This window comes from Cumulibacter soli (assembly GCF_004382795.1).
Lineage (GTDB): Bacteria > Actinomycetota > Actinomycetes > Mycobacteriales > Antricoccaceae > Cumulibacter > Cumulibacter soli.
This window is the reverse complement of sequence record NZ_SMSG01000008.1, coordinates 113,118-134,096: the sequence shown is the minus strand read 5'-3', so window position 1 is coordinate 134,096 and position 20,979 is coordinate 113,118. Positions and strand designations below refer to the sequence as shown.

Genomic DNA, 20,979 nt, shown 5'->3' with positions numbered 1-20,979 from the left:
GATGCCTGGCCGTCGTAGTCCTGGTGCCTGAGAGGTTACGGGGAGTGTTGCCCCTTCGGCGCTCGCCACGGGCTCGACGCCCGGCGAACTCTCCTACGCGGATGATCAGCGCGCTCAAGGTTACCGCAAGGATTCCGATTTCGAAGTGATGTGACGCACCTGCGGCTGTTGACTCCGACGCAACTCTTACGCGGTTGCGGCCCGCTTGGCCTGGCGGCGACGAGCCAACTCGTCGTCGGCTTGGGTTGCGGTATCGCCGACATCAGCGCGCACCGACGGTAGATGCACCAGCGACCCGGTCAATTCCTTCAACGCGCCAGATACTGCGATGCCGAATACGCCTTGCCCGCCGGCGAGCAGGTCGACGACTTCCTCTGCCGAGGTGCATTCGTAGACTGTGGTGCCATCCGAGAGCAACGTGATGTTCGCGAGGTCATCGACACCTCGATCGCGTAGATGCTCGACGGCGATGCGGACGTTATGCAGTGAGATGCCTGCGTCCAGAAGCCGCTTGACAACTTTGAGGACCAGGATGTCCTTGAACGAGTACAGACGCTGCGATCCGGAACCCTTCGCGGTGCGAATCGACGGGCTGACCAACTTCGTGCGCGCCCAGTAATCAAGCTGCCGGTAGGTGATTCCGGCGGCGCTGCACGCCACCGGCCCGCGGTAGCCGAACAGGTCGGCCTCGTGTTCTGCAACCTCACGCGCATCAGGAAAGAGACCTTCCTGGATGTGGCGATCGCTCACGTGTTCCTCCAAACGGGCACCTCGTCACCGCGGCACCAAAGCACACCGAGGTAATTCCACGGTACGCACTTAACTTCGGGGTCGTCAATGCCACCGTACGGGTGGATCGAAGTCTCACCCTCGACTTAAGGGTTACGGCGCGCGAGGCGTGACGCAATCGTGATCCGCGGATCCACAACGTTCAGGAGCCGCCGGCGAAGTCTTCCGGGGTGACGTTGTCCAGAAACTCGCGGAACTTCTCGACCTCGTCCTCGGAACCCTCGCCGTCGCCACTGTTAGTGGCCTCGTCGATCGTGATCCCCGCCTCGCTGACCAGGTCGTCGTCGGCCAAAATCGGTGCGCCGGTGCGCAGCGCCAACGCGATTCCATCGGACGGGCGGACAGTGACCGGCTCGGCGTTCTGCAGATCCAATTCGGCGAAGTACAGGCCGTCCTTCATCCCGGTGATCCGGACTCGCTCTAATTTCGAACCCAAAGCCTCGATCACATTCACCAAGAGATCATGGGTGAGCGGTCGCGGCGGCTTGATGCCCTGCTGCTCGTACGCGATCGCGCTTGCCTCGGCACTGCCGATCCAGATTGGCAGGAACTTCTCGCCCTCGACCTCGGTGAGCAGCACGATCGGTTGATTCGCCGGCAACTCAACCCGAACCCCGACAACACTCATTTCGCGCATCTGCTCACGACCTTCCTAGGAGTTGATCTGACGCCGCAAGCCCGAACGGACCAGCGTCGCATGTAGGCGTACCGACAACGCAGCGAGATCACGGATCGTCTCTTCCGCCTTGCCGTGGGATCCAGGAGTGCGCTGGCGCATCAGCGGTGTAACCACCTGGGCGATCAGACCGATCTCGCGATCGGCCTGGGTCCGGAACGAGCGCAAGTGACGCGCCTCGAATCCGTATGCGGCCAAACCAGCAACAGCCGTAGCGATCTCGAACGCATCGGTGTCGAACTGACCGTTGCGCTCGGCAACGATCACGCCGTACTGCTCCAGACTGGCCAGCATCTGCTCGTCCAGGCCGGACTGTTCCAACAGTTCGGCGCGTGAGATCCGCACGTTCGACGGCGCGCGGCCGAGTTCTTCTGAACTCGGCAGTCCGTCGGAGTCCCGCGCCATCGCGAGCAACGGGACCCGTGGCTTCGCCGGATCGCTCGTCACGTCCAGTCCGCGGTCCATCGCGTCCAAGTTTTCCTTGATGACCTTCAGCGGCAGATATTTATCGCGCTGCATGGTCAGCACGTACCGCACGCGCGCAAGGTCGGCGTGCGAGAACTTGCGGTATTGCGATTTCGTGCGCGCGGGCTGAATCAGCCCGATCTCCTCAAGGTAACGAATCTTGGAGATCGTGATCGATGGGAAATCCGGCAGCAGCGCGGCCCGCAACTCGCCGATCGTGATCGATTCCCCCGTGGCAGGGTCCTGCCGCCTGGCAGGTTGCTGCGTCACTGGCCGTGTCCATCGAGATCTGCGGCCTCGCCTGCTGGGCTATGCCCCAGCAGGAACACCAGTCGGAACTTACCGATCTGGACCTCGTCACCGCTGGCGAGCATGGCATTGTCCACGAGCTCGCGATTGAGATAGGTGCCGTTCAGGCTGCCCACGTCATGTACCGAGAACGTCGTGTCCTCACGACGGAACTCCACGTGTCGGCGCGAGACGGTGACGTCGTCCAAGAAGATGTCGCTATCGGGGTGGCGACCGGCGGTGGTGACCTGCTGGTCGAGTAAGAATCGGCTGCCAGCGTTCGGGCCACGCTTCACCACGAGCAACGCGGTGTCCGGCGGCAGTCCCTCGATCGACAGGGACTCCCCGATCTCGCCGTCCGCGTCGATCGACTCTGCCGGCGCCTCGGCGCCGACCGGGCTGAACTGACGGGTGGTCTCACTCGCCGGGAGCGAGGAAAAATCAGCTGCCGGCTCGCCCGTGGGTGCGCCGCACTGGGCACAGAAGCGAGCACCCGGCGACAGCTCGGCGTTGCACTTCTTGCACTTCAATGCAGGCACCTTTCAGACAGCGGAATGGCCACGGCTCAGGCGCCGTGACCTGGATTACCAGGGTACGCGGCGCTCAAATCAAGGGTCAACGCGAGGCCGAGGCTTCGGGTGGGCCAGGCGATCGGACGAGCGTTATGAGCCGATGAGTTCGCCGTACGCGGCGGCATCCATCAGCGCGTCCAACTGACTCGGATCGGACATCCGAATCTGCAGCATCCAGCCAGCGGCGTATGGGTCGCTGTTGATGGATTCCGGCGCCGATTCCAGTTCTTCATTACGTGCGACAACTTCACCGCTGAGCGGAGCAAACAGTTCCGACACGCTCTTCGTTGACTCGACCTCGCCGCACGCCTCGCCTTCGCTCACCGTGGTGCCGACCTCGGGCAACTCCACGAACACGATGTCGCCGAGCGCGTCCTGTGCGTGATCGGTGATACCGATTCGGACCACGCCCTCCTCGAGGTCACCGCCGACCTGCACCCATTCGTGCTCGGCGGAGTACTTGAGGTCGGTAGGAATCATGCGAGCTCCTCGGGACACATTCTTCTCGGTCGTCGTTACTACTTCGACGGCTTGGCAGGCTCAGCGTAGTCAGGTGCATCGAGGTCCCGCAACGCGGTGATTTTCACGTTGTCGAGTTGTTCGACGGTGGCTGTCGCACCGACGTAGGACACGCTCGCGACCGCGCCACCGGGGATGCCCATCGCGGTGGCTAGGGTCGCCGGATCGCCGATCGCGAGTATCGCCATCGGGAACTGCAATGGTTGCCCGTCGATCAGGATCGCGCCGTCCGAGGTAGTCACCGCTGAGGTCATCGCGACCCGGATCGATCCCACCTGGATCGCTTCGGCACCGGCCGCCCGCAGTTCCTGGATCACCGTGATCATCATCTCTACGGGCGGATCCGGGGGCATATCGCTGATCTCCAGCGAGATCCCCGGACCGCTGGCGGCCACGGTCCCGTTAAGAATCGCCAATTGATCGAGGCGCTGTTGTGCCTCCTGCTGTGCGGCCTCCGCCGCGCCGCCTCCGGAGGCCAGATCGTCGGCGGCATCGCCAAGATCATTTACCTCTGTTCCCAGGCGCGCGTGCTGGTTGTCGAGGTCATCCAGGATACGTACCAGGTCCTCCTGTCGAGCGCCTCGCAAATCGCGTTCGGTGTCCGACGTCAGTTGAACTTGCACCGCCACTCCGAGGCCCAACAGCAAACAGACGAAGGCGATGGCCAGCCGCCCGCGGGTCCAGTTCGTTCGCCGGCGTACTGGCGCCTCGCCCTGCTCGTCCTCTGGGTCACCGTCCGCCTCGTCCGCACGATCCTCATCCGGCTGGCCCGCAGCGTCGCCGTCCGCCACGTCCGATTCTTCCGCACGACGGCCATCCGCCTCGTCGGACTTCTCGACGGCGACATCGTTGTCGGTGTCGGCCGCGGACTCTGGTTGGGTGGGCGGTTCGGGTTCTGCAGGGGTCTGCGGCTCGGTCTCGTTCATGCCTTGAACACATGCCTACGGATAGCGGCCGCATTGCCGAAAATCCGGATGCCGAGTACGACGACCACCGCCGTCGACAACTGCGCACCCACGCCCAACTTATCCCCGAGGAACACGATCAACGCCGCGATCAGCACGTTCGACAGAAACGAGACCACGAAGACTTTTGCATCGAAGATGCCATCGAGGCGAGCACGTACGCCACCAAATAGCGCATCCAGCGCGGCGACGACGGCGATCGGTAGGTATGGCTGCATCCAGATCGGCACCGTCGGGTCCACCCACAGACCCAACACAACGCCGATGATAAGTGCGCCCAGTGCGACGATCATTTCCCTCCTCCCTGCGTGCCGGACGATCCCGCGGTGATGGGATCAGCGGCCGCCGGCAGATTCAACTCGTCGGCAGTATGCACCTCATACTGCGCGCCGAAAGCGGTGCGGTAGGTGCTGAAACGCCGCGCGGCGCTAGTCGTCGCGAATGCGCCCGGCAAGGTCCCCGGATCACCGATCACCTCGATTACGTACGGCGTCGACGTGGGCTGGAAGTCGATCAGCACGGCGCCGCCGGCCTGACGGATAGCGGTGATCGGGCCGATGCGCGAGCCATTGATCGCGATCGCTTCGGCACCTGAGGCCCACAGCGCATTCACCGCAGCCTGCAGATCGGTGTCCTTGATAACCCCATCCTGCTCGACCGTCTGCCCGTGCCCGACGGGATCATTACCCTGCACAGGTTGTGGTTCGTCCAGGACTATCTCGATCCCGGGCCCGGTAACAGCCAATTGCCCCGCTGCCATCTCATGCTTGGTGAGCGTGTCCAGCAACTGCTGACCGGATTCGGTCGTCCCCAACGCAGCCTGTCGTAGTTCGGCGACCTCGGCTCGTAACTCGATCGCCTCAGCGCTGAGCAGACCGACCTCGCCTTGTCGCGCTTCGATACGTTCGATCAGTGCGGCGTTCGCCGCCTGCCGATCGGTCCCTTGCCGTTGGTGCTGACGCACCGTCATCCCCATCAGCACGCCGGCGATCAGCACGACAACAAGCGTGAGTACGCCGCCGCTGCGTCGCCAGCTTCGTGGACCGGTAGCGGCGAGCGCGTACCCCGGGTCCAACGTCCGCGTCATCAGCGTGCGCAGACCCCAACGGTCGGCTGCGTCCGGTTCAGTCATCGCACCGCCGGCGTGTCCTCGCGCACGATCTGCGCAATCTGCCTGATGTAGTGCGCGCCGGCAACCAGATAGAGCACCGCGCCCCAGACGATAAACGCGTAGGCCAGCGGCAATGTGACGGTCTCCAGTGAGGACGCCGCGCGGGCCAACAGCAACAGCGGGAATCCATATAGCAGACAGAACGTGGCGGCCTTACCCAGATAGTTGACCTGCAGCGCCTCGTAGCCGTGTCGGCGCAGGATCAACAGAGCGATCCCGACGCTGACATCGCGCACTACCAGCAGGGCGACGAACCACCACGGCACGAAACCGCGCAGCACGAACGCCAACAGCGTGCTGAGGATGTACAAGCGGTCAGCCGCGGGATCCAACAGTTGCCCGAGGTGGCTGGTCTGGCCGAACTTGCGAGCGATCTTGCCGTCGGCCCAGTCGGTCAACGCAGACAGGCCCAGCACGATCGCGGCCCACAAGTCTTCCTCCGGGCCCAACAACAACCAGAGGAACAGTGGCACCCCGGCCAGACGCAACATGCTCAGGATGTTCGGGATCGTCCAGACGCGATCGGTGACCGGTTCAGTCATGAGGAGCGATGATAGGTCGCCGTAGCGGCCACATGCACCCGATCGGGGGCAGAAATTACCTGTAACTCGGCGCTGTCACCGTTCGGTCGACCGATCGCGCTGACCGCGTCCCCGACGAATACCGGTGCCTGCACACGGTAGTCAAACTGTTCCAGTCGCAGTGACGGGTCGTGCCGCAGCGCCAATGTGGCCAGGTGCTGCGCCAGCAGTGGACCGTGCACGACCAGGTCCGGATAACCCTCGACCTCGGTGGCGTACCTGCGGTCGTAGTGGATCCGGTGCGAGTTTCCGGTGATGGCGCTCATTCGGAATAACCGGATCTCATCGGTCGCGATGTCGTGCCGCCATCCGGCGTCCGTCTCGACCGGCGTCTGCGGTCGCGGCGGCCAGGTACGCGCCGGTGCGTCGTCGGCGCCGGAGCGGTACACGTGATTCTGCACTTCGGTAAGTCGCAACTCGCCGCGCTGGCGGAACTCGTACTGAACGCTGATCAGGGCCATCTCGCCCGAGCGCCCACTCTTGGGCACGGCCGACAGGACGGTGCCGGTCCGTTCTACCTCCTCATCGAGGATGAGATCGCCATGTGAGGTGATCGAGCCACCAGCCCACATCCGTCGGCGTTCGGGGATCGGCGGCTGGAAATGTCCGGCATGCGGGTGACCGTCCGCGGCCAGTCCTTCGTAATGCGGCCAATCGGTGAAGTAGACCCAGTGCCAGCTAGGCGGCAGCACTCCCGGTGGCGCCACCCGGTCGGCGGCGAGCAGATCGGCCAACCATCCGCTGACCTCGCTGGTGAGGACGTCCGTCTCGACGAGTGCCGATGGCTTCCAGCCAGTGATGTACTGCTCCAACGAATTGCCCATTACCGTCCCCTTCACCTAGCCGTACCGCGCCGCATCCGAACTGTATCGGCCGACAGATATGCCAAAGGCGACGACTCCCGGCGGGAGGCGTCGCCCTACGGACGGTTGCGGACGTTACGCAGCGAGTGCGTCAACCGCAGCGGTGACGATCGAGTCGTTGCCGATCTCGCGTCGGGCCCAATCCAAGTGCTCTGGGCTGCCGATGATGAAGCCCTGCTGGTTGACCAGCCGACTCATCGTCGTCGCCGCAATGCGTGCCTGCTGTGGCTGGTAGCCGAGCTGCATGATCGCGTTGCACATCCGGTTCATCTCTGCGATGGTGATGTTCTGCTTCATGGCGTGACCCTCCTTTCTGGTGTTACTGGCTGTCATACAAACCGACAGCGATGACGACGCAGCAAACTGCGTCGCCTTATTAGATGAACGTTCGAGGGCACCAGATTTGTTCCCGCTAGCAACACATTGCCCCACCCGGGTCATCAACCGGGTGGGGCCATGTGCGCCGTGAAGGGGTCGATCAGGTGGCGCCGTACGCCGCCCCGCCGTCGACCTTGATGATCGTGCCCGTGGTGTACGACGAGGCGTCGCTGGCCAGGTACAACGCGGCGCCGACAATCTCGTTGGGCTCGCCGCCGCGCTTGAGCGCGATGGTGCGCTCGGCGCGTTCGTTGAACTCCGCCATATCCCAAGCATCCGAGATATCAGTGAGGAACGGCCCCGGCATGATGCCGTTGACGCGAACGGTCGTGCCGAACGCGCGAGCCATGCCGAGGGTCATCGCGTTGAGTCCGGCCTTGGCCATGGCGTAAGGAACGATGCCTGGTGTGGGCGCGACCGAGCCGGTGCTGGAGACGTTGATGATGCTCCCACCGTTGCGGGCCGCCATCTGCTCACCGCACAGCGATGCAAGGCGGAAGGCACCCTTCATATTGACGTCGATCACCTTCGCGAACAGGCTTTCCTCAACGTCGGTCAGCTTGTCGTACAGCGGGGACATACCGGCGTTGTTGACCAGGATGTCGGTTCCACCGAACTCGGCGGTTACCCGCTCAAATGCTGCGCCAACGGCGTTCCAGTCGCCCGTGTGGCACCCCAGACCCAACGCCTTCGCGCCGGTCTGCTTGGTGATCTCCTCGGCGACGGCAACACATGATTCTTCTTTGCGGCTCGCGACCACGACGGTCGCGCCCTGCTCGGCGAACGAGAACGCCATCTCGCGGCCCAGTCCCCGACTGCCGCCGGTGATCAGGGCTACTTTCCCATCCAGCCTGAACGATGGTGTCGCTGTCATACCTGCTTCTCCTCAGCTGTCAGCGGCTCTCGCCGCGCTCACATGGTGGTGCTTATGCCTGATCCCGCAGTGCGGCGAGGATGCGATCCCCGCCTTCTCCTTGCGGTACGCCATGCAGGATCACCGTTGTCAGGCACGAATCGCGCCAACGACGCTGGTAGTCCTCCACAATCTTCTCTGCCGGGCCGATCAACGCAACATCCTCGACCATCTCGGTAGGAATGACCGACACCGCGTCCTGGGCGCGTCCGGCCAGGTACAGGTCCTGAACCTCGGCGACGACCTCGCCCCAGCCCATCCGCACGAAGACGTCCTTGTGGAAGTTTGCATTCTTCGCTCCCATACCACCGGCGTAGAGCGCCAACCCGGGTTTGATCCGCGCCGCGGCAGCGTCGACGTCCTCGTCCTCGACCACTGACAGCACGGACGCCACCTCGAACGATTCGACCGTGTGCCGGGCACCTTCGCGCGCGAATCCTTCGGCCAGCGCGTCCCGGTAGAACTGATCCGACTTGGGCGAGAACCACAGCGGAATCCACCCGTCGGCGATTTCCGCTGCCAAAGCGACATTCTTCGGACCCTCCGCGCCAAGGAAGATCGGAATGTCGGTGCGCAGCGGATGGACCGTCGACTTCAACGGCTTTCCGAGACCGGCACCACCGTCGTACGGCAGTTGGTAATGCTTGCCGGCGTACGTGACTGGCTCCTCGCGCCGCCAGACGGCGCGCATGATGTCGACGTACTCGCGAGTGCGCTCCAACGGCCGCGGGAACGGCTGTCCGTACCAACCCTCCACGACCTGCGGACCTGAGGCGCCAATACCCACCACCATTCGCCCGCCGCTGAGATGGTCGACGGTCAGCGCGGCCATGGCCAACGCGGTCGGGGTCCGCGCCGACATCTGACATACCGAGGTACCCAGGCGGATGTTTTTGGTGCTCGCACCCCACCACGCGAGCGGGGTCAGCGCATCGGATCCGTACGCTTCCGCAGTCCAAAAACTGTCCAGGCCGAGTTCCTCGGCGCGCTGAAGTTCTGCCTCGATTCCCGCCGGCGGCCCGGAGGACCAATACCCGGCGCCGAGTCCTACCTTCATGAGCGATCCTTCTTTTGGTAGCGGAACAACGATTCCTGAGCCACGGTCGCGATGACCGCACCGTCCATGTCAAAGACCGATCCCGTATAGAGTCCGCGACCATCGCCGGTGCGCCGCGGGCCGTAGTTGAACAGGTGCCACTGGTTCATGTCCGGGATGCGGTGCAGCCACACGGTGTGATCGATCGTGGACAGGAACCCGACCTCCTTGGACCGGATTTCTGCTAGTCCGCTGCCGGCGTCGGTGAGGTAGACCAAGCCGGCCGCGTGCATCATCGGGTCGTCGCCCAGGTCAATATCGACCTTCGCCAACCAGTCTTTGGGCCAGTAATTGTTGGGGTTGTCGCGGTTCGGCTCTTTCATCGCGACCGAGTGCAGCCGGCGCGGATCCCAGTCGGCGAGCTCGTCCGGATTACCGATCGGCTCGGCGGTCACCATCTGATTATCCGGGCCCTCGTTGTGCCGCTGGAAACTCACGGTGCAGTTGAAGATGACGTCGCCGTCCTGCACCGCGATAACCCGACGCGAGGAAAAACTGCCGCCGTCGAAGTCGGCGGCGACGTGGAAGACAACGGGCTTGGCCGGGTCTCCGCCACGCAGGAAATAGCAGTGCATCGAGTGCGGCACGCGCTCGGGCGGCGCGGTCCGGCCGGCGGCCAGGATCGCTTGCGCGGCTACCTGCCCGCCGTACAGCGGAAACTGCTCCTCGAAATGGTGCGTCGTGCGAAACAGGCCGCGATCGATGGTCTCCAGATCGAGTATTTCGGCAAGATTATCGGGGCGTCCGGTCATTGAGACAAACTACCCAGCGACAACCTCAGCGCTGTTACGCACCCCACGTCCAACGCTCGCCCGCCACACCCGCAGGCCGAACATCGCGATCGCTGAGGCCTCCAGGAACATCAGTAGACGCTGCGGAATTCCGCGCCACTCGTCCATCGACCACAGCGTCGGCCACAACGCCGCCGCGATAGTCAATAGCAACGCCAGCGCGACACCAACCAGAATCACCAGCATGCTGTGCCGCAGGCGCGCCGAACACTGCGGCAGATAGCTCATGATCGCCACAGCCAACAGTACGAACGCAGCCGCGGCGGCGTATCGATGGATCTGAGCGCTGAGCGAGAGCGCACCCGAACCGGCGTCCGTGGGGAAGATGACGACCAGTTCCAGCATCACCGCGCCGAGGTATGCGCTGATGCGACCCATGACGGGCAGGTGACTGGCCAGGCTGACAACGGCGAGCGCCAAGGCGGTACAGGCAACTGCGAACAGCCCGCTGGATGCGGTCGCGACACCGTACATGCTCAGCGTTTGCGAGACCGGATCGACCGAGCCCGCCATCAGGACGTGAATCGCGACCATCGCCGCAATGGCCGTCAGCGCACCGATGCTGGCCAACGAACTCGGCAGCACGCTGCCGCGAGAATTGATTGTCGGCGTTGCTGCGGCGGGGACGGCGAGTGGGCGAAAACTGACGGGCGTTGTGGTCATGCCCTGAAATCTCGCGGCACGGTCGCACCGCAGACATCACGCCGCAGCGGGGTCTTGGACCTCCCCCTGAGGCACTACGAGCAACAGGAAAGTACTACTTCAGAGTGATGTCGCGGCCGCGCCGGCCGACTAGCGTTAGTGGCGTGCAAACCAACCTGTTGGCCCGACGCTCATCCGGCGATCCGTTGGAGGCGGCCATGAGTACATCCACGAAGTCCAGGCAGCGTAGTTTCTTCGAACGACTGACCTCGGCAGACGAAAATAGCTCAGCCGCGGCCGCCACGCGACCGGCGGCGACCAGTACGTCGGCACCCCGCAAGCCGATTGCGCAGCAGATTCGACTTGGCGCGCTGATCGCCGTCGCAATCGTGCTGTACGCCGTCCAAGCACCGGTGCTCGGCGCCGCGTACGGGCTAGGTGCTTGGGGGATGCTGCTGGCCCTGCCGGGATCGGTCGGCGTCGTACTCGCCCACTACAACCCACGGGCCGCCGTCGGCGTGGTGCTGCTCGGAACGGTTCTGATCACGTTCGCGTTGCTGCCGAACGGGCTGTTCTCCGACGGCGCCGCGGTCTACGCGCTGCCGGTGCCATGGACCGTATGCTCCATGCTCGCACTGTTCGCCTGCACGTTGTTGCTGGGCTACTCGGTACCGCTGCGCGATGCAGCGATCACCTACGGCGCGATGATCCTGGTCAGTCTCGCACTGGAAGTTCTCGCCGGCGGGTTCACTGGCGCGTTCTTCGTAGCAGCGTGGGTCAGCCTCGTTCTCGGCGCGATCGGTCTGGGTATTCGACAACTGCGCGCCTCGGAGGCCCGCGCGAAGCAACATAAGCAGATCAGTGAGCAGGAGCGCGAACAGCGCGAGATGCTGCAGGAGAAAGCACAGGTCGCCCGCGAGTTGCACGATGTGGTCGCGCACCACATGTCGGTGATCACGGTGCAGGCGTCCTCCGCCGAGTACCGCATCCCGAACCTGCCGGATGAGGTCCGCCGAGAGTTTCAGGAGATCAGCGAACAGAGCAGGTCGTCGTTGGCAGAGCTGCGTCGAATCCTCGGCGTACTGCGCGGGGACGAGGCTCAAGCCGAGCGAGCCCCTCAACCCGGCGTCGAGGACCTCCCCCGAGTGATCGAACACGTCGGCCGGGCAGGCACCAAGGTCGATTTCGTCAGCGCCGACCTCAGTGATCTGGAACGTTCCGTCTCGATCGCGACGTACCGAATCGTTCAGGAATCGTTGAGCAACGTCGTGCGCCACGCCGCCGGCTCACCGGCCAGGGTGGTCATTGAGCGCTCAATCGGGTCCGTGGAGATCTCCGTCCGCAACCCGGCGCCGCAACACCCGGTGAACCCCATGCCCGGCAGTGGCCACGGCTTGCGTGGGATGCGCGAACGTGCCGTCGCGCTCGGTGGCACGCTCGCCACCGGCCAGACGGCCGATGGCGGCTTCGAGGTGCTCGCGTGGCTGCCTACCTCCGCCGAGAACGCCGAGGCCTGGGAACTGGATCTGCAGGGCAACACGTGACCATCCGGGTAGTGATCGTCGATGACCAGCAGATGGTGCGCGCAGGATTCGGTGCGCTGCTGAACGCTCAAGGCGATATCAGCGTGGTGGCCGACGCCGCGGACGGCGAAGCGGGAGTCCGCGCCGTCCGAGAACATCGGCCCGATGTGGTGCTGATGGACGTGCGGATGCCGGTGATGGACGGTCTGGCCGCCGCCGAGCAGATCCTCGCCCGCCCTGATGCACCGAAGGTCGTCATGCTGACCACCTTCGACATCGATGACTACGTGTACACCGCGCTGCAACTCGGCGCGAGCGGGTTTCTCCTTAAGGACGCTCCCCCCGCCGACCTGATTTCCGCCGTGCGAATCGCCGCCGAGGGCAATGCGCTATTGGCACCGACCGTGACCCGGCGGTTGATCGAGCAATTCGCACGCGCGCGCCCCAGCGCCACCCGTTCGGTCGAACTGAACGCGCTCACCGGGCGCGAGCTAGAGGTGCTGGGTTTACTCGCTCGCGGGTTCTCGAACGCTGAGATAGCCGCCTCGCTAGTCGTGGCCGAACAAACGGTGAAGACCCATGTCGGACGCATCTTCACCAAACTCTCGTTACGCGATCGCGCACAGGCAGTCGTGTTCGCGTACGAGTCGCACTTGGTGACGGTCGGCGAGGACGGAATCTGATTCGACGACGAGCCGCCGCGACGTCTCCTGGCGTCCTGGCTAGACTTTCCTGCCAAACGGACGGGGAAGCGTGTGATTGACAAACGAGTTTCGTCCTGCGCCGAGGCGCTGAGCACCGTGCAGGACGGCGACACCATCCTGCTTGGCGGGTTCGGCGGTGCGGGTATGCCGCGGGAGCTGATCGCAGCGTTATTGGACAGCGGCGCGCGCAAGTTGACCTTGGTGACCAATAACGCGGGCGGCGATGGGACGCCGATCGCAACGTTGATCTGGGAGAAGCGGGTCGCCAAACTCGTCTGTTCCTATCCTCGTTCGGTGGACCGCGCGAATTGGGTGCTTGAGCGGTGGCAGGACGGATCGTTCCAGCTCGAGCTGGTGCCACAGGGCACGCTGAGCGAGCGGATGCGTGCCGCTGGTGCCGGACTCGGCGGATTCTTCACCCCGACTGCGGGCGGTACGCAGTTGGCAGAAGGCAAGGAGACGCGTGTCATCAACGGCCGGGAGCATGTTTTCGAGGAGCCACTTGCTGGTGATTACGCACTGATCAAAGCAAAGCGCGCCGATCGGTGGGGCAACCTCGTGTACAACAAGGCACAACGGAGTTTCGGGCCGACGATGGCGACTGCAGCCACCACGACGATCGTCGAAGTCGACGAAATCGTGGGCCTGGGTGAGTTGGATCCCGAACACATCGTCACTCCCGGAATCTTCGTGGACAAGGTCGTAGAGATTGGGGTGCAGGCATCGTGACGACGTCACCGACGAGGCCGGGATGGACGCCGCAGCAGATCGCGGCACGGATTGCCGCCGACATCCCGGACGGGTCCTATGTCAATCTCGGGATCGGCCGACCGACGGAGGTCGCCAACGCGTTGCCGGCCGATCGTGAGATCCTGTTGCACTCGGAGAACGGAATTCTCGGCATGGGTCCGGCACCGGCTGCCGGTGATGAGGACTGGGACCTGATCAACGCCGGTAAGCAGCCGGTCACGCTGCTGACGGGTGGATCGTACTTCCACCACACCGATTCCTTCATGATCATGCGCGGAGGCCACCTGGATGTATCCGTGCTCGGCGCGTTCGAGGTGGCGGTGAACGGGGACCTGGCGAACTGGTCCACCGGAAATATGTCCCGTCTGCCCGGTGTTGGCGGAGCGATGGATCTCGCCGTCGGCGCGAAATCGGTGTACGTGTCGATGACGCACAACTCGCCCACTGGCGTCAGCAAATTGGTCGAGACCTGCTCCTATCCGCTTACTGCGACTAACGTAGTCGACCGCGTCTATACCGAACTCGGCGTGTTCAGCGTCGACGGCGCCGAGTTCACCGTGCTGGATCTGGCTCCGGGAGTGACGTTCGAGCATGTGCGATCGGTGACCGACGCACCGTTGTGCAGTTAACCGCGCGCGTCGCCGATTTCCGGGCGCAGGAGGGCGTGCGTCACGATCCGCTCGCGCTGACCGCCGCTATGCACGATGTCCGCGCCATCTACCCGCACCTGAGTCGCGTGCGCGCGCAGCGCCTCGGTGAGGGTTTCCAGGTGGCGCGCGCCGTCCACCCGTTCGCCATCGGTGGCTGCGTCCTCGTCGGTAATCACGACGGCGAGGCGAGTCCCGGTCGCGGTGATCGCGCGCCGGGTAGCTTCGTAACACGCGATGTGATCGGGATGCCCGTACCCGCCCCCTTCGTCGTACGTGATGACGAGGTCGGGTGCATAGGCCGATATCGAAGCCGCGATATCGTCGGCTACCTCATCGAGGTCGGCGCTGGTCAGTGCCTCGGCCGACACGTTTTCATCGGGACCCGCTAGGCCAGGCCGGATCCATCGCATACCCGAATCGTGATAGTTACGCGCGGCGAGTCCACGAGCGCGAGCAGGTGGTTCGCCCAAGTAGGCGTGCCAGGTGACCCGCAGCGCGTGCAGTGCCGCACGTAATTCGTTGGCGCGTACCTGACGTAACTCATCCGTACCGGCGAGGTGTTGCAGCGGACCCTCGACGACCTCGCCCATCTCCCCGCGCGTCGCGGTCAGCACACCGACCTCAACTCCCCGGCTGACAAGCTCGGCGATTAATGCCCCGGTCGCGATGGTTTCGTCGTCCGGGTGCGCGTGTACGAACAGCACTCGCCGCACACCATCGAAGATGCTCATCCGCGCCCCACTACGCGCGCGAGAACGCCGAGTAATCCGTCGGCGGACGCGTCCCAGCCGAACGTCGCAGCGTGCTGCTGCGCACCGCTCACCAGCGCACGCCAGGCTGCGGGATCACCGCTCAATCGTGCGATCTCGCCCCCCCATGCCGCTGGATCGCGCGTATGCATCAAGGTTCCTGACACGTCATCGGCGACCGCTTCGACCAGGCCGCCAACCGCCGAGGCGATCACCGGGGTGCCGCACGCGGCAGACTCCAACGCGACGAGCCCGAAGGTCTCGGAGTACGACGGCACGATGGTCAGCACGGCGCGCCCGAGAAATTCAGCGAGCCCGGGCCGGTCGAAGGAGCCCACGAATCGCACCTTGTCGCGCACACCCAGTTCGTCGACGAGGGCCTGCAGTTCCGCGCCGTAGTCGGCGAAATCCGCCGACGTGTCGCCGGCGATATGCAGTTCGGGCCGGATCTCGGGCGGGACGGCCGCGATGGCGCGCACTGCGAGGTCCGGGGCCTTCAGCGGTTGCAGTCGCGCCGCATATGCCACGTACGGCGGGTGCGCGCGCTGCAGTTGCGGTACGAATACCTCGTGGTCGACCCCGGGCGGGACGACGTGTACCCGTGCCGGGTCGGCGCCGAGGCGCTCGATGACCGTGCGCGCTTCTGCCCGGCTGATCGTGATGATCGCATCTGATTCACGCGCCAGCAGCCGCTCCCCTGCTTCACGCCCGGCCGATTCCGGCGGCTCGCCCGCCGATAGATCGGCGCCGACGGGGGCGGCGATCGAGTGGTAACTCTGCAGATGCGGCACTGACCAACCCCGCGCGATCGGCAGCGCTGCGACACCGGACATCCAGTGCTGGGAGACCACTACGTCGTACGGCTCGAGCCGTGCCAGACCTGCGCGGAACTCATCCAAGACGGCTTCTTGAGCGCTTTTGGCCATCGGTCGCGGCGGACCGGCGTCGATGAGCCGCAGCCGGACTCCTCCGGCGACCTCGCTGAGGGCGGGCTGATCGTCGCTGGCCCGCCGGGTAATCAAATCGACGCTGTGTCCGCTCCTACCCAGCGCGAGCGCCTGATTCAGCTCCACGACGTTCATCCCGCCCGCGTCGCCCTGTCCGGGCATATCCGTGGGCGAGGTATGTAGCGAGACGCACGCGATGCGCAAGCGAGAGGTCACCCGCGCACCCTACGCCTATTTGCACATTCAACAAAAGTTTGGGGCCCGATGACACTCACAGATGGTGAGCAAACACTCAACCCGCACGCGTCGTGCGTGGCCGGGGCTTTCCAGCGCATGCAGATTGGGCTCGGCGCGTGGCGGCGGTGTCCGCGGCAGGTGGCTGAGATGAACAACCGATCGGTCCGTTAAAGTCGAGGAATGACCTCTGATTCCCCACCGATTGCCGGAATCGAGCCGGAGGCCGTCTCCGCCTGGCTCGCCGACAATGTTTCCGGTTTCACCGGCCCGGCCGAGTTCACACTCATTGCCGGCGGCCGTTCCAATCTGACCTACCTCGTCAGCGACCAGTCGGGGCAGCGCCTCGCGCTGCGCCGTCCGCCGACCGGCAGCGTGCTGGAGTCCGCGCACGATATGGGTCGCGAGTGGAAGTTCGTCTCGGCCCTGCAGGACTCTGGCGTCCCGGTAGCTCGTGCACGTGCGTTCTGCGATGACCACTCGGTCACCGGCGCAGACTTCTACGTGATGGATTTCGTCGAGGGGATCGTGCTCGCTTCGACCGAGGACGCGCTCGGTATCGATGAGTCCGCTCGGTATCGCGCCAGCGAGCAGGCCGCCGACGTACTCGCCGCGCTGCATTCTGTTGACGTCAACGGGCTGGACGTGCCAGGTTCACGTAAGACGACCGGTTACATCGAGCGTCAGGTAGATCGGTGGACCAAGCAGGTTCAGTCCGTGATGCCGCCGGAGACCGACCAGGTCGTGCGGATTGCGCAGAAGCTCGTCGGCGATGTACCGCCGCAGGTCACTGGGATCGCGCACGGTGACTTCCGACTGGGCAACATGTCGATCACGCCCGCCGGTGAGATCGTTGCCGTTTTCGACTGGGAGTTGGCTACTGTCGGTGACAGCATGGCTGACCTCGGGTGGCTGCTGTCTTCATGGTCAGAGCCCGGTGAGGCCGCTAACAGCGCGACCACGAACACGCCGACCCAGGCTCCGGGGTTCATGACGCGCGATCAGGTCGCGCAGCGCTACGCCGAGAAGAGCGGTAACGACATCTCTCGCCTCGACTTCTACGTCGCGTTCCAGCGCTGGCGCGGCGCCTGCATCCAGATCGGCGTACGGCATCGTTATGAGGTCGGCGCGATGGCGGACGACGGCTATGACCACACCGTGCTCAACGCGACGGTCGCCAACTCGCTCGAAGCCGCGGAGCAGGCGCTCAAGTAACTCACAACCAACCGTTTTCCTGCGCGACCCGTGCCGCCTCGGCACGGGTCGACGTATTTGTCTTGCCGATCGCCGAGGACAGGTGATTGCGTACGGTGCCGGCCGATAAATGCACCTGAGCGGCGATCCGCGCCACCGTCCCCCCGTGCAGCGCGACCGCGAGCACTTCACGCTCGCGGTCGGTCAGCGGCGAATGTCCCTCAAGCAACGTATCGGTCGCCAGGGTTGGGTCAACAACCCGTAGGCCCGCATGCACCCGCCGCACCGCTTCGGCCAGTTCGGCCGCTGGTGTGTCCTTCACAATGAACCCCGCGGCGCCGGCGGCGAGCGCGCGGCGAACATATCCGGGACGTCCGAATGTCGTCACCATCAACGTTCGGCATGTCGGCATGTGGGTGCGCATCGCTTCAGCCACTGCGATTCCGTCCATGCCCGGCATCTCGATGTCGAGCAAGCACACTTCTACGCTCTTCGCCAATGCAGCATCGACGACCTCATCGCCGCGGCCGACTTCGGCCACCACCTCAATATCGCGTTCCATCGATAGCAGCGCCGCGAGCGCGCCACGGACCAGCGCTTGGTCGTCGGCCAATAGAACTCGCACCATCGCTACATCTCCACCTTGAGTTCGATCCCTGCTCCGGTGCTCGCCGGCAGGATGCTGAAGCGTCCCGCAGCGGCCTCGACCCGTTCTCGGATGCCACGCAATCCGTTACCTTCGTTGGCCGTATGGCGGCCGGTGCCGTCATCGATCACCCGAATCCGACGTTCGGTCAACTCAACCGTGCAGCTGCTGGCGCGCGAGTGCCGTACGACGTTCGTGATTGCTTCACGCAGTACCCACGCGAAGATGATGCGGTATCGCGGGTCGACAGCATCGGGCGTATCGGGGATATCCGCCTCGATCCCTGCCGTCGTCAGCGCGTGCCGGGCGGTGTCGAGTTCATCGCCCAATCGCGCGACGCGCAGACCTCCGACTGTTGCGCGTACCTCCGCGAGCGCCTCGCGACTGAGTGAGGTGATCTCGCTCAGTTCCCGCTCGGCCCGCTCGGGATCGATCCGCACCAGACGCTCGGCCAGCTCTGCCTTCACGATCACCACGGTGAGGCTGTGGCCGAGTACATCGTGTACGTCGCGCGCGACCCGCTCGCGTTCGGCCACCACCGCGAGCTGTTCTTTGGCTAGTTCACCGACGGCGGCGCGTTCGGTAATGATGCGCACCGCACCGGTGGTCACTCCGACGAGGACGACGATCATCGTCATGAACCACCATTGATCGAACTCGCGGGCCGCGACCGGAATGATGATCGTCGCGGCCAGCACGAGCGCGAATACGGCGACGCTCAGCGCGCGAGAGAACGCGAATACGGCGTAGGAAACAATGAACGGGCTGAATCCGAGCGCCTCGATTCCGATGATCGCCGAGGTTGCGAGCACGACGAGCACCAGTGCGAGCAGGCGAAGCGCTGCACGTCCCGTAGGCGGCAGTGCGTCGCCTTCCATCCACCACATCGTGCGTACGTAGAACGCACCAAAGCCCACGGTCAGGACGGCGGCCAGGATCCGCAACCCCCAACTGACGTCGGCCGTCAGCGATGACAACAGCGGGTAGACGAGGAACAGCACCCATACGGAGCCCAGCAGCCAGCCGAGTTGCCTACGTTCGTGCTCGCGGTCCTCAGCGTGCCGCGGCCTACTCCCCTGCGCGGACTCTGTCACTGGCGTTGGCGGCCCTTGCGCACCAGCAGCACCGCTGCGATCGCGAAGATCACCGTCCATACGCCCACATTAGCCAAGATGAGCCCCAGCGAGTCGGCCTCGTCCGTGGTCAGCCGTCCTTCCGTCAGCGGGTAGCGGGCGAGCGCGACCACGCCGTACAGCGGCGTGAACCGGCCGATATCCAGCATGACTCCGCTGAGCGGAATGAACACGTTACCCAGGAACGCGAGGACGACGATAGTTCCCCCGGCGGCGCTCACCGCAGTCTCGGAACGGAATCCGGCGCCGATCGCCAATCCGAACAGCGCGAATATCGCGGATGCGACGATCACCAAAATCGCGCTGACGACCCAACTCGAGGCGTCGCCTTTCGCCCCGGTTAACCCACCAATGACATAGATCAATGCGACCGGAATGATCGCGATCGCAATGGCGGTGATTGCCTTCATGGCGATGTAGCCACTGTCGCGTAGCGGCGTGAGTCCGAGTTGCCGGCCCCAGCCGAGCATGCGTTCCACCGCCGCTGTCCCGCCGATATTGGTGGTCGCGGTGACTGCGCCGTACGCCGCCATCGAGATCATGATGTACATGGCGACGTTGCCGCTGCCGACAGTTTCGTCCTTGTAGGACTGGGCTGCGCCGAAGACGACGTACATCACCGCCGGGAGCCCAGCGATGAAGAACAGCCCGGCACCGTTACGGAGGATGCGTTTGAGCTCGATTCCGACGAAGGTCGTGTTCATGCTGATACCTGCTCACTGGTGACGTCCGCGGTCAGTGCCTTGAAGGCGTTGTCGAGGTTGGCGGTGACGATCTCCAGATCTCGTCCGCCCATCGGCCCAAGGATTTTGCGCGCTAGTTCGTCGCTGTCAGCGGTCTGGATAATCGCCCGTGGGCCGCGCCAAGCAACGTCCGATACGTCTGCGCTCGCGGTCAACTGCTGATGGATCAGCGCGATGTCTGTCTCGTTGAATGTCGCCGAGACGGTACGTCCGCCGGCGCGAGCGCGGATCTCATCGGTCGATCCATCGGCGACGATGCGCCCGGAGGCGATCAGCACAATGCGGTCAGCGAAGTCATCGGCTTCCTCCAGGTAGTGCGTCGCGAAGACGACGGTTCGACCCGCATCGGCGTCCTGGCGCATCGTGTCCCAGAAGTCGTGCCGCGCGTTCACGTCCATCCCCGCGGTCGGTTCGTCCAGGATCAACAAGTCCGGGTCCGGCAGTAGCGCCAACGCGAAACGCAGTCGCTGCTGCTCGCCTCCGGAGCATTTCGACACGCGACGACTCGCGATGTCGCGCAGTCCGGCGCGCTGGATCACCTGTTCGACGCCCGTGTGATCGCGGTAGGTGGAGGCGATCATCTGCACGCTCTCGCGCACGGTGATGTCCGACAGTAGGCCGCCGGTTTGCAGTACGGCAGAAACTCGACCGGCGTCGATCGCGGCGCGTGGCGCAAGTCCCAGGACACGCGCAGTCCCCGATGTGGGCGTAGTCAGTCCGAGCACCATATCGAGCGTGGTGGTTTTCCCGGCGCCGTTCGGGCCGAGGAATGCCACGATTTCGCCGGGGCGAATCTGCAGGTTGACACCGCGTACGGCGTGCACGGGCTGGGTGCCGATCTGGAATGACTTTGTCACGTCGACGAGGTCGATCGCTAACGGTTGTTGCGTTGAGGTCATAGCGTTGATCGTGCCGGGAGCAAATACTCCGTCGCGTCCTCGAACGTCACGTATTGCCCATGACACCTGTCATGAATACCCGTGAAGAGCGGGCCGGG

General features: G+C 64.4%; 26 protein-coding genes and 1 riboswitch. Of the genes, 5 read left to right on the top strand and 21 right to left on the bottom strand.

Annotation, left to right across the window (positions count from 1 at the left end; translation table 11 throughout):
* Positions 1 to 5 precede the first annotated feature (5 nt).
* A riboswitch (glycine riboswitch) is annotated at positions 6 to 106 on the bottom strand.
* Between the two features lie 80 nt (positions 107 to 186).
* From E1H16_RS16920 to E1H16_RS16850, 15 genes are all read right to left on the bottom strand, one after another.
* On the bottom strand, positions 187 to 750 hold the full coding sequence (locus E1H16_RS16920; protein WP_208379123.1) for a MerR family transcriptional regulator: 564 nt from the start codon (positions 748 to 750) through the stop codon (positions 187 to 189).
* Between the two features lie 181 nt (positions 751 to 931).
* Positions 932 to 1,426 carry a bifunctional nuclease family protein gene (locus tag E1H16_RS16915; RefSeq protein WP_134325094.1) on the bottom strand — a complete coding sequence of 165 codons (495 nt, stop codon included), beginning with the start codon at positions 1,424 to 1,426 and terminating at the stop codon, positions 932 to 934.
* Positions 1,427 to 1,441: 15 nt separating this feature from the next.
* On the bottom strand, positions 1,442 to 2,200 hold the full coding sequence (gene ftsR, locus E1H16_RS16910; protein ID WP_134325093.1) for a transcriptional regulator FtsR: 759 nt from the start codon (positions 2,198 to 2,200) through the stop codon (positions 1,442 to 1,444).
* On the bottom strand, positions 2,197 to 2,748 hold the full coding sequence (locus E1H16_RS18940; protein WP_208379122.1) for an FHA domain-containing protein: 552 nt from the start codon (positions 2,746 to 2,748) through the stop codon (positions 2,197 to 2,199). The genes ftsR and E1H16_RS18940 overlap by 4 nt, the downstream gene beginning before the upstream one ends.
* Before the next feature lie 132 nt (positions 2,749 to 2,880).
* Complete coding sequence (gene gcvH, locus E1H16_RS16900) at positions 2,881 to 3,270, bottom strand: glycine cleavage system protein GcvH (RefSeq protein ID WP_134325091.1); 390 nt, start codon at positions 3,268 to 3,270, stop codon at positions 2,881 to 2,883.
* 38 nt (positions 3,271 to 3,308) lie between these two features.
* Complete coding sequence (locus E1H16_RS16895; RefSeq protein ID WP_134325090.1) at positions 3,309 to 4,235, bottom strand: DUF881 domain-containing protein; 927 nt, start codon at positions 4,233 to 4,235, stop codon at positions 3,309 to 3,311.
* The gene (locus E1H16_RS16890) at positions 4,232 to 4,567 is read right to left on the bottom strand and encodes a small basic family protein (protein WP_208379121.1); all 336 of its coding nucleotides are present in this window, start codon (positions 4,565 to 4,567) and stop codon (positions 4,232 to 4,234) included. The genes E1H16_RS16895 and E1H16_RS16890 overlap by 4 nt, the downstream gene beginning before the upstream one ends.
* Positions 4,564 to 5,406: a DUF881 domain-containing protein gene (locus tag E1H16_RS16885; protein ID WP_134325089.1), complete on the bottom strand. Its 843-nt coding sequence runs from the start codon at positions 5,404 to 5,406 to the stop codon at positions 4,564 to 4,566. The genes E1H16_RS16890 and E1H16_RS16885 overlap by 4 nt, the downstream gene beginning before the upstream one ends.
* Positions 5,403 to 5,987: a cardiolipin synthase ClsA gene (gene clsA, locus E1H16_RS16880; RefSeq protein WP_134325088.1), complete on the bottom strand. Its 585-nt coding sequence runs from the start codon at positions 5,985 to 5,987 to the stop codon at positions 5,403 to 5,405. The genes E1H16_RS16885 and clsA overlap by 4 nt, the downstream gene beginning before the upstream one ends.
* The gene (locus tag E1H16_RS18855) at positions 5,984 to 6,850 is read right to left on the bottom strand and encodes an HTD2 family dehydratase (RefSeq protein WP_134325087.1); all 867 of its coding nucleotides are present in this window, start codon (positions 6,848 to 6,850) and stop codon (positions 5,984 to 5,986) included. Before E1H16_RS18855 ends, clsA begins: the two co-directional genes overlap by 4 nt.
* Before the next feature lie 114 nt (positions 6,851 to 6,964).
* Positions 6,965 to 7,186 (bottom strand): hypothetical protein, encoded by a 222-nt coding sequence (locus E1H16_RS16870; RefSeq protein ID WP_134325086.1) that lies wholly within the window; start codon positions 7,184 to 7,186, stop codon positions 6,965 to 6,967.
* A 181-nt stretch (positions 7,187 to 7,367) separates the two neighbouring features.
* A complete protein-coding gene (locus E1H16_RS16865; protein WP_134325085.1) occupies positions 7,368 to 8,141 on the bottom strand; it encodes an SDR family NAD(P)-dependent oxidoreductase in 774 nt (257 codons plus the stop codon).
* 52 nt (positions 8,142 to 8,193) lie between these two features.
* Positions 8,194 to 9,237, bottom strand: coding sequence for an LLM class F420-dependent oxidoreductase (locus E1H16_RS16860; RefSeq protein WP_134325084.1), 1,044 nt, complete (start codon positions 9,235 to 9,237; stop codon positions 8,194 to 8,196).
* Positions 9,234 to 10,028 (bottom strand): acyl-CoA thioesterase, encoded by a 795-nt coding sequence (locus tag E1H16_RS16855; protein ID WP_134325083.1) that lies wholly within the window; start codon positions 10,026 to 10,028, stop codon positions 9,234 to 9,236. Before E1H16_RS16855 ends, E1H16_RS16860 begins: the two co-directional genes overlap by 4 nt.
* Before the next feature lie 9 nt (positions 10,029 to 10,037).
* Complete coding sequence (locus tag E1H16_RS16850) at positions 10,038 to 10,730, bottom strand: DUF998 domain-containing protein (RefSeq protein WP_134325082.1); 693 nt, start codon at positions 10,728 to 10,730, stop codon at positions 10,038 to 10,040.
* A gap of 197 nt (positions 10,731 to 10,927) precedes the next feature.
* On the opposite strand from E1H16_RS16850, the gene E1H16_RS16845 reads away from it, so the two are divergent.
* The 4 genes from E1H16_RS16845 to E1H16_RS16830 all read left to right on the top strand — a co-directional run bounded on the left by E1H16_RS16845 (position 10,928) and on the right by E1H16_RS16830 (position 14,315).
* Positions 10,928 to 12,253 (top strand): sensor histidine kinase, encoded by a 1,326-nt coding sequence (locus tag E1H16_RS16845; RefSeq protein ID WP_134325081.1) that lies wholly within the window; start codon positions 10,928 to 10,930, stop codon positions 12,251 to 12,253.
* The gene (locus E1H16_RS16840; protein ID WP_134325107.1) at positions 12,250 to 12,915 is read left to right on the top strand and encodes a response regulator; all 666 of its coding nucleotides are present in this window, start codon (positions 12,250 to 12,252) and stop codon (positions 12,913 to 12,915) included. Before E1H16_RS16845 ends, E1H16_RS16840 begins: the two co-directional genes overlap by 4 nt.
* 72 nt (positions 12,916 to 12,987) lie before the next feature.
* Positions 12,988 to 13,665, top strand: coding sequence for a 3-oxoacid CoA-transferase subunit A (locus tag E1H16_RS16835; RefSeq protein WP_134325080.1), 678 nt, complete (start codon positions 12,988 to 12,990; stop codon positions 13,663 to 13,665).
* Positions 13,662 to 14,315: a 3-oxoacid CoA-transferase subunit B gene (locus tag E1H16_RS16830; RefSeq protein WP_208379120.1), complete on the top strand. Its 654-nt coding sequence runs from the start codon at positions 13,662 to 13,664 to the stop codon at positions 14,313 to 14,315. Before E1H16_RS16835 ends, E1H16_RS16830 begins: the two co-directional genes overlap by 4 nt.
* Here E1H16_RS16830 and E1H16_RS16825 read toward each other — a convergent pair.
* Together E1H16_RS16825 and E1H16_RS16820 are read right to left on the bottom strand one after the other, a co-directional pair.
* On the bottom strand, positions 14,312 to 15,067 hold the full coding sequence (locus E1H16_RS16825; RefSeq protein WP_134325079.1) for a PIG-L deacetylase family protein: 756 nt from the start codon (positions 15,065 to 15,067) through the stop codon (positions 14,312 to 14,314). The two genes, E1H16_RS16830 and E1H16_RS16825, sit on opposite strands and share 4 nt — an antisense overlap.
* Complete coding sequence (locus tag E1H16_RS16820) at positions 15,064 to 16,248, bottom strand: glycosyltransferase (protein ID WP_208379119.1); 1,185 nt, start codon at positions 16,246 to 16,248, stop codon at positions 15,064 to 15,066. The genes E1H16_RS16825 and E1H16_RS16820 overlap by 4 nt, the downstream gene beginning before the upstream one ends.
* A gap of 201 nt (positions 16,249 to 16,449) precedes the next feature.
* Between E1H16_RS16820 and E1H16_RS16815 the strand changes: the two genes are divergently transcribed.
* Positions 16,450 to 17,481, top strand: a complete 1,032-nt coding sequence (locus E1H16_RS16815) for a phosphotransferase family protein (protein WP_134325078.1) — start codon at positions 16,450 to 16,452, stop codon at positions 17,479 to 17,481.
* 1 nt (position 17,482) lies between these two features.
* Here E1H16_RS16815 and E1H16_RS16810 read toward each other — a convergent pair whose 3' ends face one another.
* From E1H16_RS16810 to E1H16_RS16795, 4 genes are read right to left on the bottom strand one after another with little or no spacing between them, the layout of a single operon-like run.
* Positions 17,483 to 18,088: a response regulator transcription factor gene (locus E1H16_RS16810; protein WP_134325077.1), complete on the bottom strand. Its 606-nt coding sequence runs from the start codon at positions 18,086 to 18,088 to the stop codon at positions 17,483 to 17,485.
* 2 nt (positions 18,089 to 18,090) lie between these two features.
* Positions 18,091 to 19,200 (bottom strand): sensor histidine kinase, encoded by a 1,110-nt coding sequence (locus tag E1H16_RS16805; RefSeq protein WP_208379118.1) that lies wholly within the window; start codon positions 19,198 to 19,200, stop codon positions 18,091 to 18,093.
* Positions 19,197 to 19,943: an ABC transporter permease gene (locus tag E1H16_RS16800; protein ID WP_134325075.1), complete on the bottom strand. Its 747-nt coding sequence runs from the start codon at positions 19,941 to 19,943 to the stop codon at positions 19,197 to 19,199. Before E1H16_RS16800 ends, E1H16_RS16805 begins: the two co-directional genes overlap by 4 nt.
* The gene (locus E1H16_RS16795) at positions 19,940 to 20,881 is read right to left on the bottom strand and encodes an ABC transporter ATP-binding protein (protein ID WP_134325074.1); all 942 of its coding nucleotides are present in this window, start codon (positions 20,879 to 20,881) and stop codon (positions 19,940 to 19,942) included. Before E1H16_RS16795 ends, E1H16_RS16800 begins: the two co-directional genes overlap by 4 nt.
* Positions 20,882 to 20,979: the final 98 nt, after the last annotated feature.

Bases quoted from the DNA above. Each gene is read 5' to 3' on its own strand.
- E1H16_RS16915 (WP_134325094.1), bottom strand. From the start codon at position 1,426: ATGCGCGAAATGAGTGTTGTCGGGGTTCGGGTTGAGTTGCCGGCGAAT.
- gcvH (WP_134325091.1), bottom strand. From the start codon at position 3,270: ATGATTCCTACCGACCTCAAGTACTCCGCCGAGCACGAATGGGTGCAG.
- E1H16_RS16895 (WP_134325090.1), bottom strand. From the start codon at position 4,235: ATGAACGAGACCGAGCCGCAGACCCCTGCAGAACCCGAACCGCCCACC.
- E1H16_RS16890 (WP_208379121.1), bottom strand. From the start codon at position 4,567: ATGATCGTCGCACTGGGCGCACTTATCATCGGCGTTGTGTTGGGTCTG.
- E1H16_RS16885 (WP_134325089.1), bottom strand. From the start codon at position 5,406: ATGACTGAACCGGACGCAGCCGACCGTTGGGGTCTGCGCACGCTGATG.
- clsA (WP_134325088.1), bottom strand. From the start codon at position 5,987: ATGACTGAACCGGTCACCGATCGCGTCTGGACGATCCCGAACATCCTG.
- E1H16_RS18855 (WP_134325087.1), bottom strand. From the start codon at position 6,850: ATGGGCAATTCGTTGGAGCAGTACATCACTGGCTGGAAGCCATCGGCA.
- E1H16_RS16870 (WP_134325086.1), bottom strand. From the start codon at position 7,186: ATGAAGCAGAACATCACCATCGCAGAGATGAACCGGATGTGCAACGCG.
- E1H16_RS16865 (WP_134325085.1), bottom strand. From the start codon at position 8,141: ATGACAGCGACACCATCGTTCAGGCTGGATGGGAAAGTAGCCCTGATC.
- E1H16_RS16860 (WP_134325084.1), bottom strand. From the start codon at position 9,237: ATGAAGGTAGGACTCGGCGCCGGGTATTGGTCCTCCGGGCCGCCGGCG.
- E1H16_RS16855 (WP_134325083.1), bottom strand. From the start codon at position 10,028: ATGACCGGACGCCCCGATAATCTTGCCGAAATACTCGATCTGGAGACC.
- E1H16_RS16850 (WP_134325082.1), bottom strand. From the start codon at position 10,730: ATGACCACAACGCCCGTCAGTTTTCGCCCACTCGCCGTCCCCGCCGCA.
- E1H16_RS16845 (WP_134325081.1), top strand. From the start codon at position 10,928: ATGAGTACATCCACGAAGTCCAGGCAGCGTAGTTTCTTCGAACGACTG.
- E1H16_RS16825 (WP_134325079.1), bottom strand. From the start codon at position 15,067: ATGAGCATCTTCGATGGTGTGCGGCGAGTGCTGTTCGTACACGCGCAC.
- E1H16_RS16815 (WP_134325078.1), top strand. From the start codon at position 16,450: ATGACCTCTGATTCCCCACCGATTGCCGGAATCGAGCCGGAGGCCGTC.
- E1H16_RS16810 (WP_134325077.1), bottom strand. From the start codon at position 18,088: ATGGTGCGAGTTCTATTGGCCGACGACCAAGCGCTGGTCCGTGGCGCG.
- E1H16_RS16800 (WP_134325075.1), bottom strand. From the start codon at position 19,943: ATGAACACGACCTTCGTCGGAATCGAGCTCAAACGCATCCTCCGTAAC.
- E1H16_RS16795 (WP_134325074.1), bottom strand. From the start codon at position 20,881: ATGACCTCAACGCAACAACCGTTAGCGATCGACCTCGTCGACGTGACA.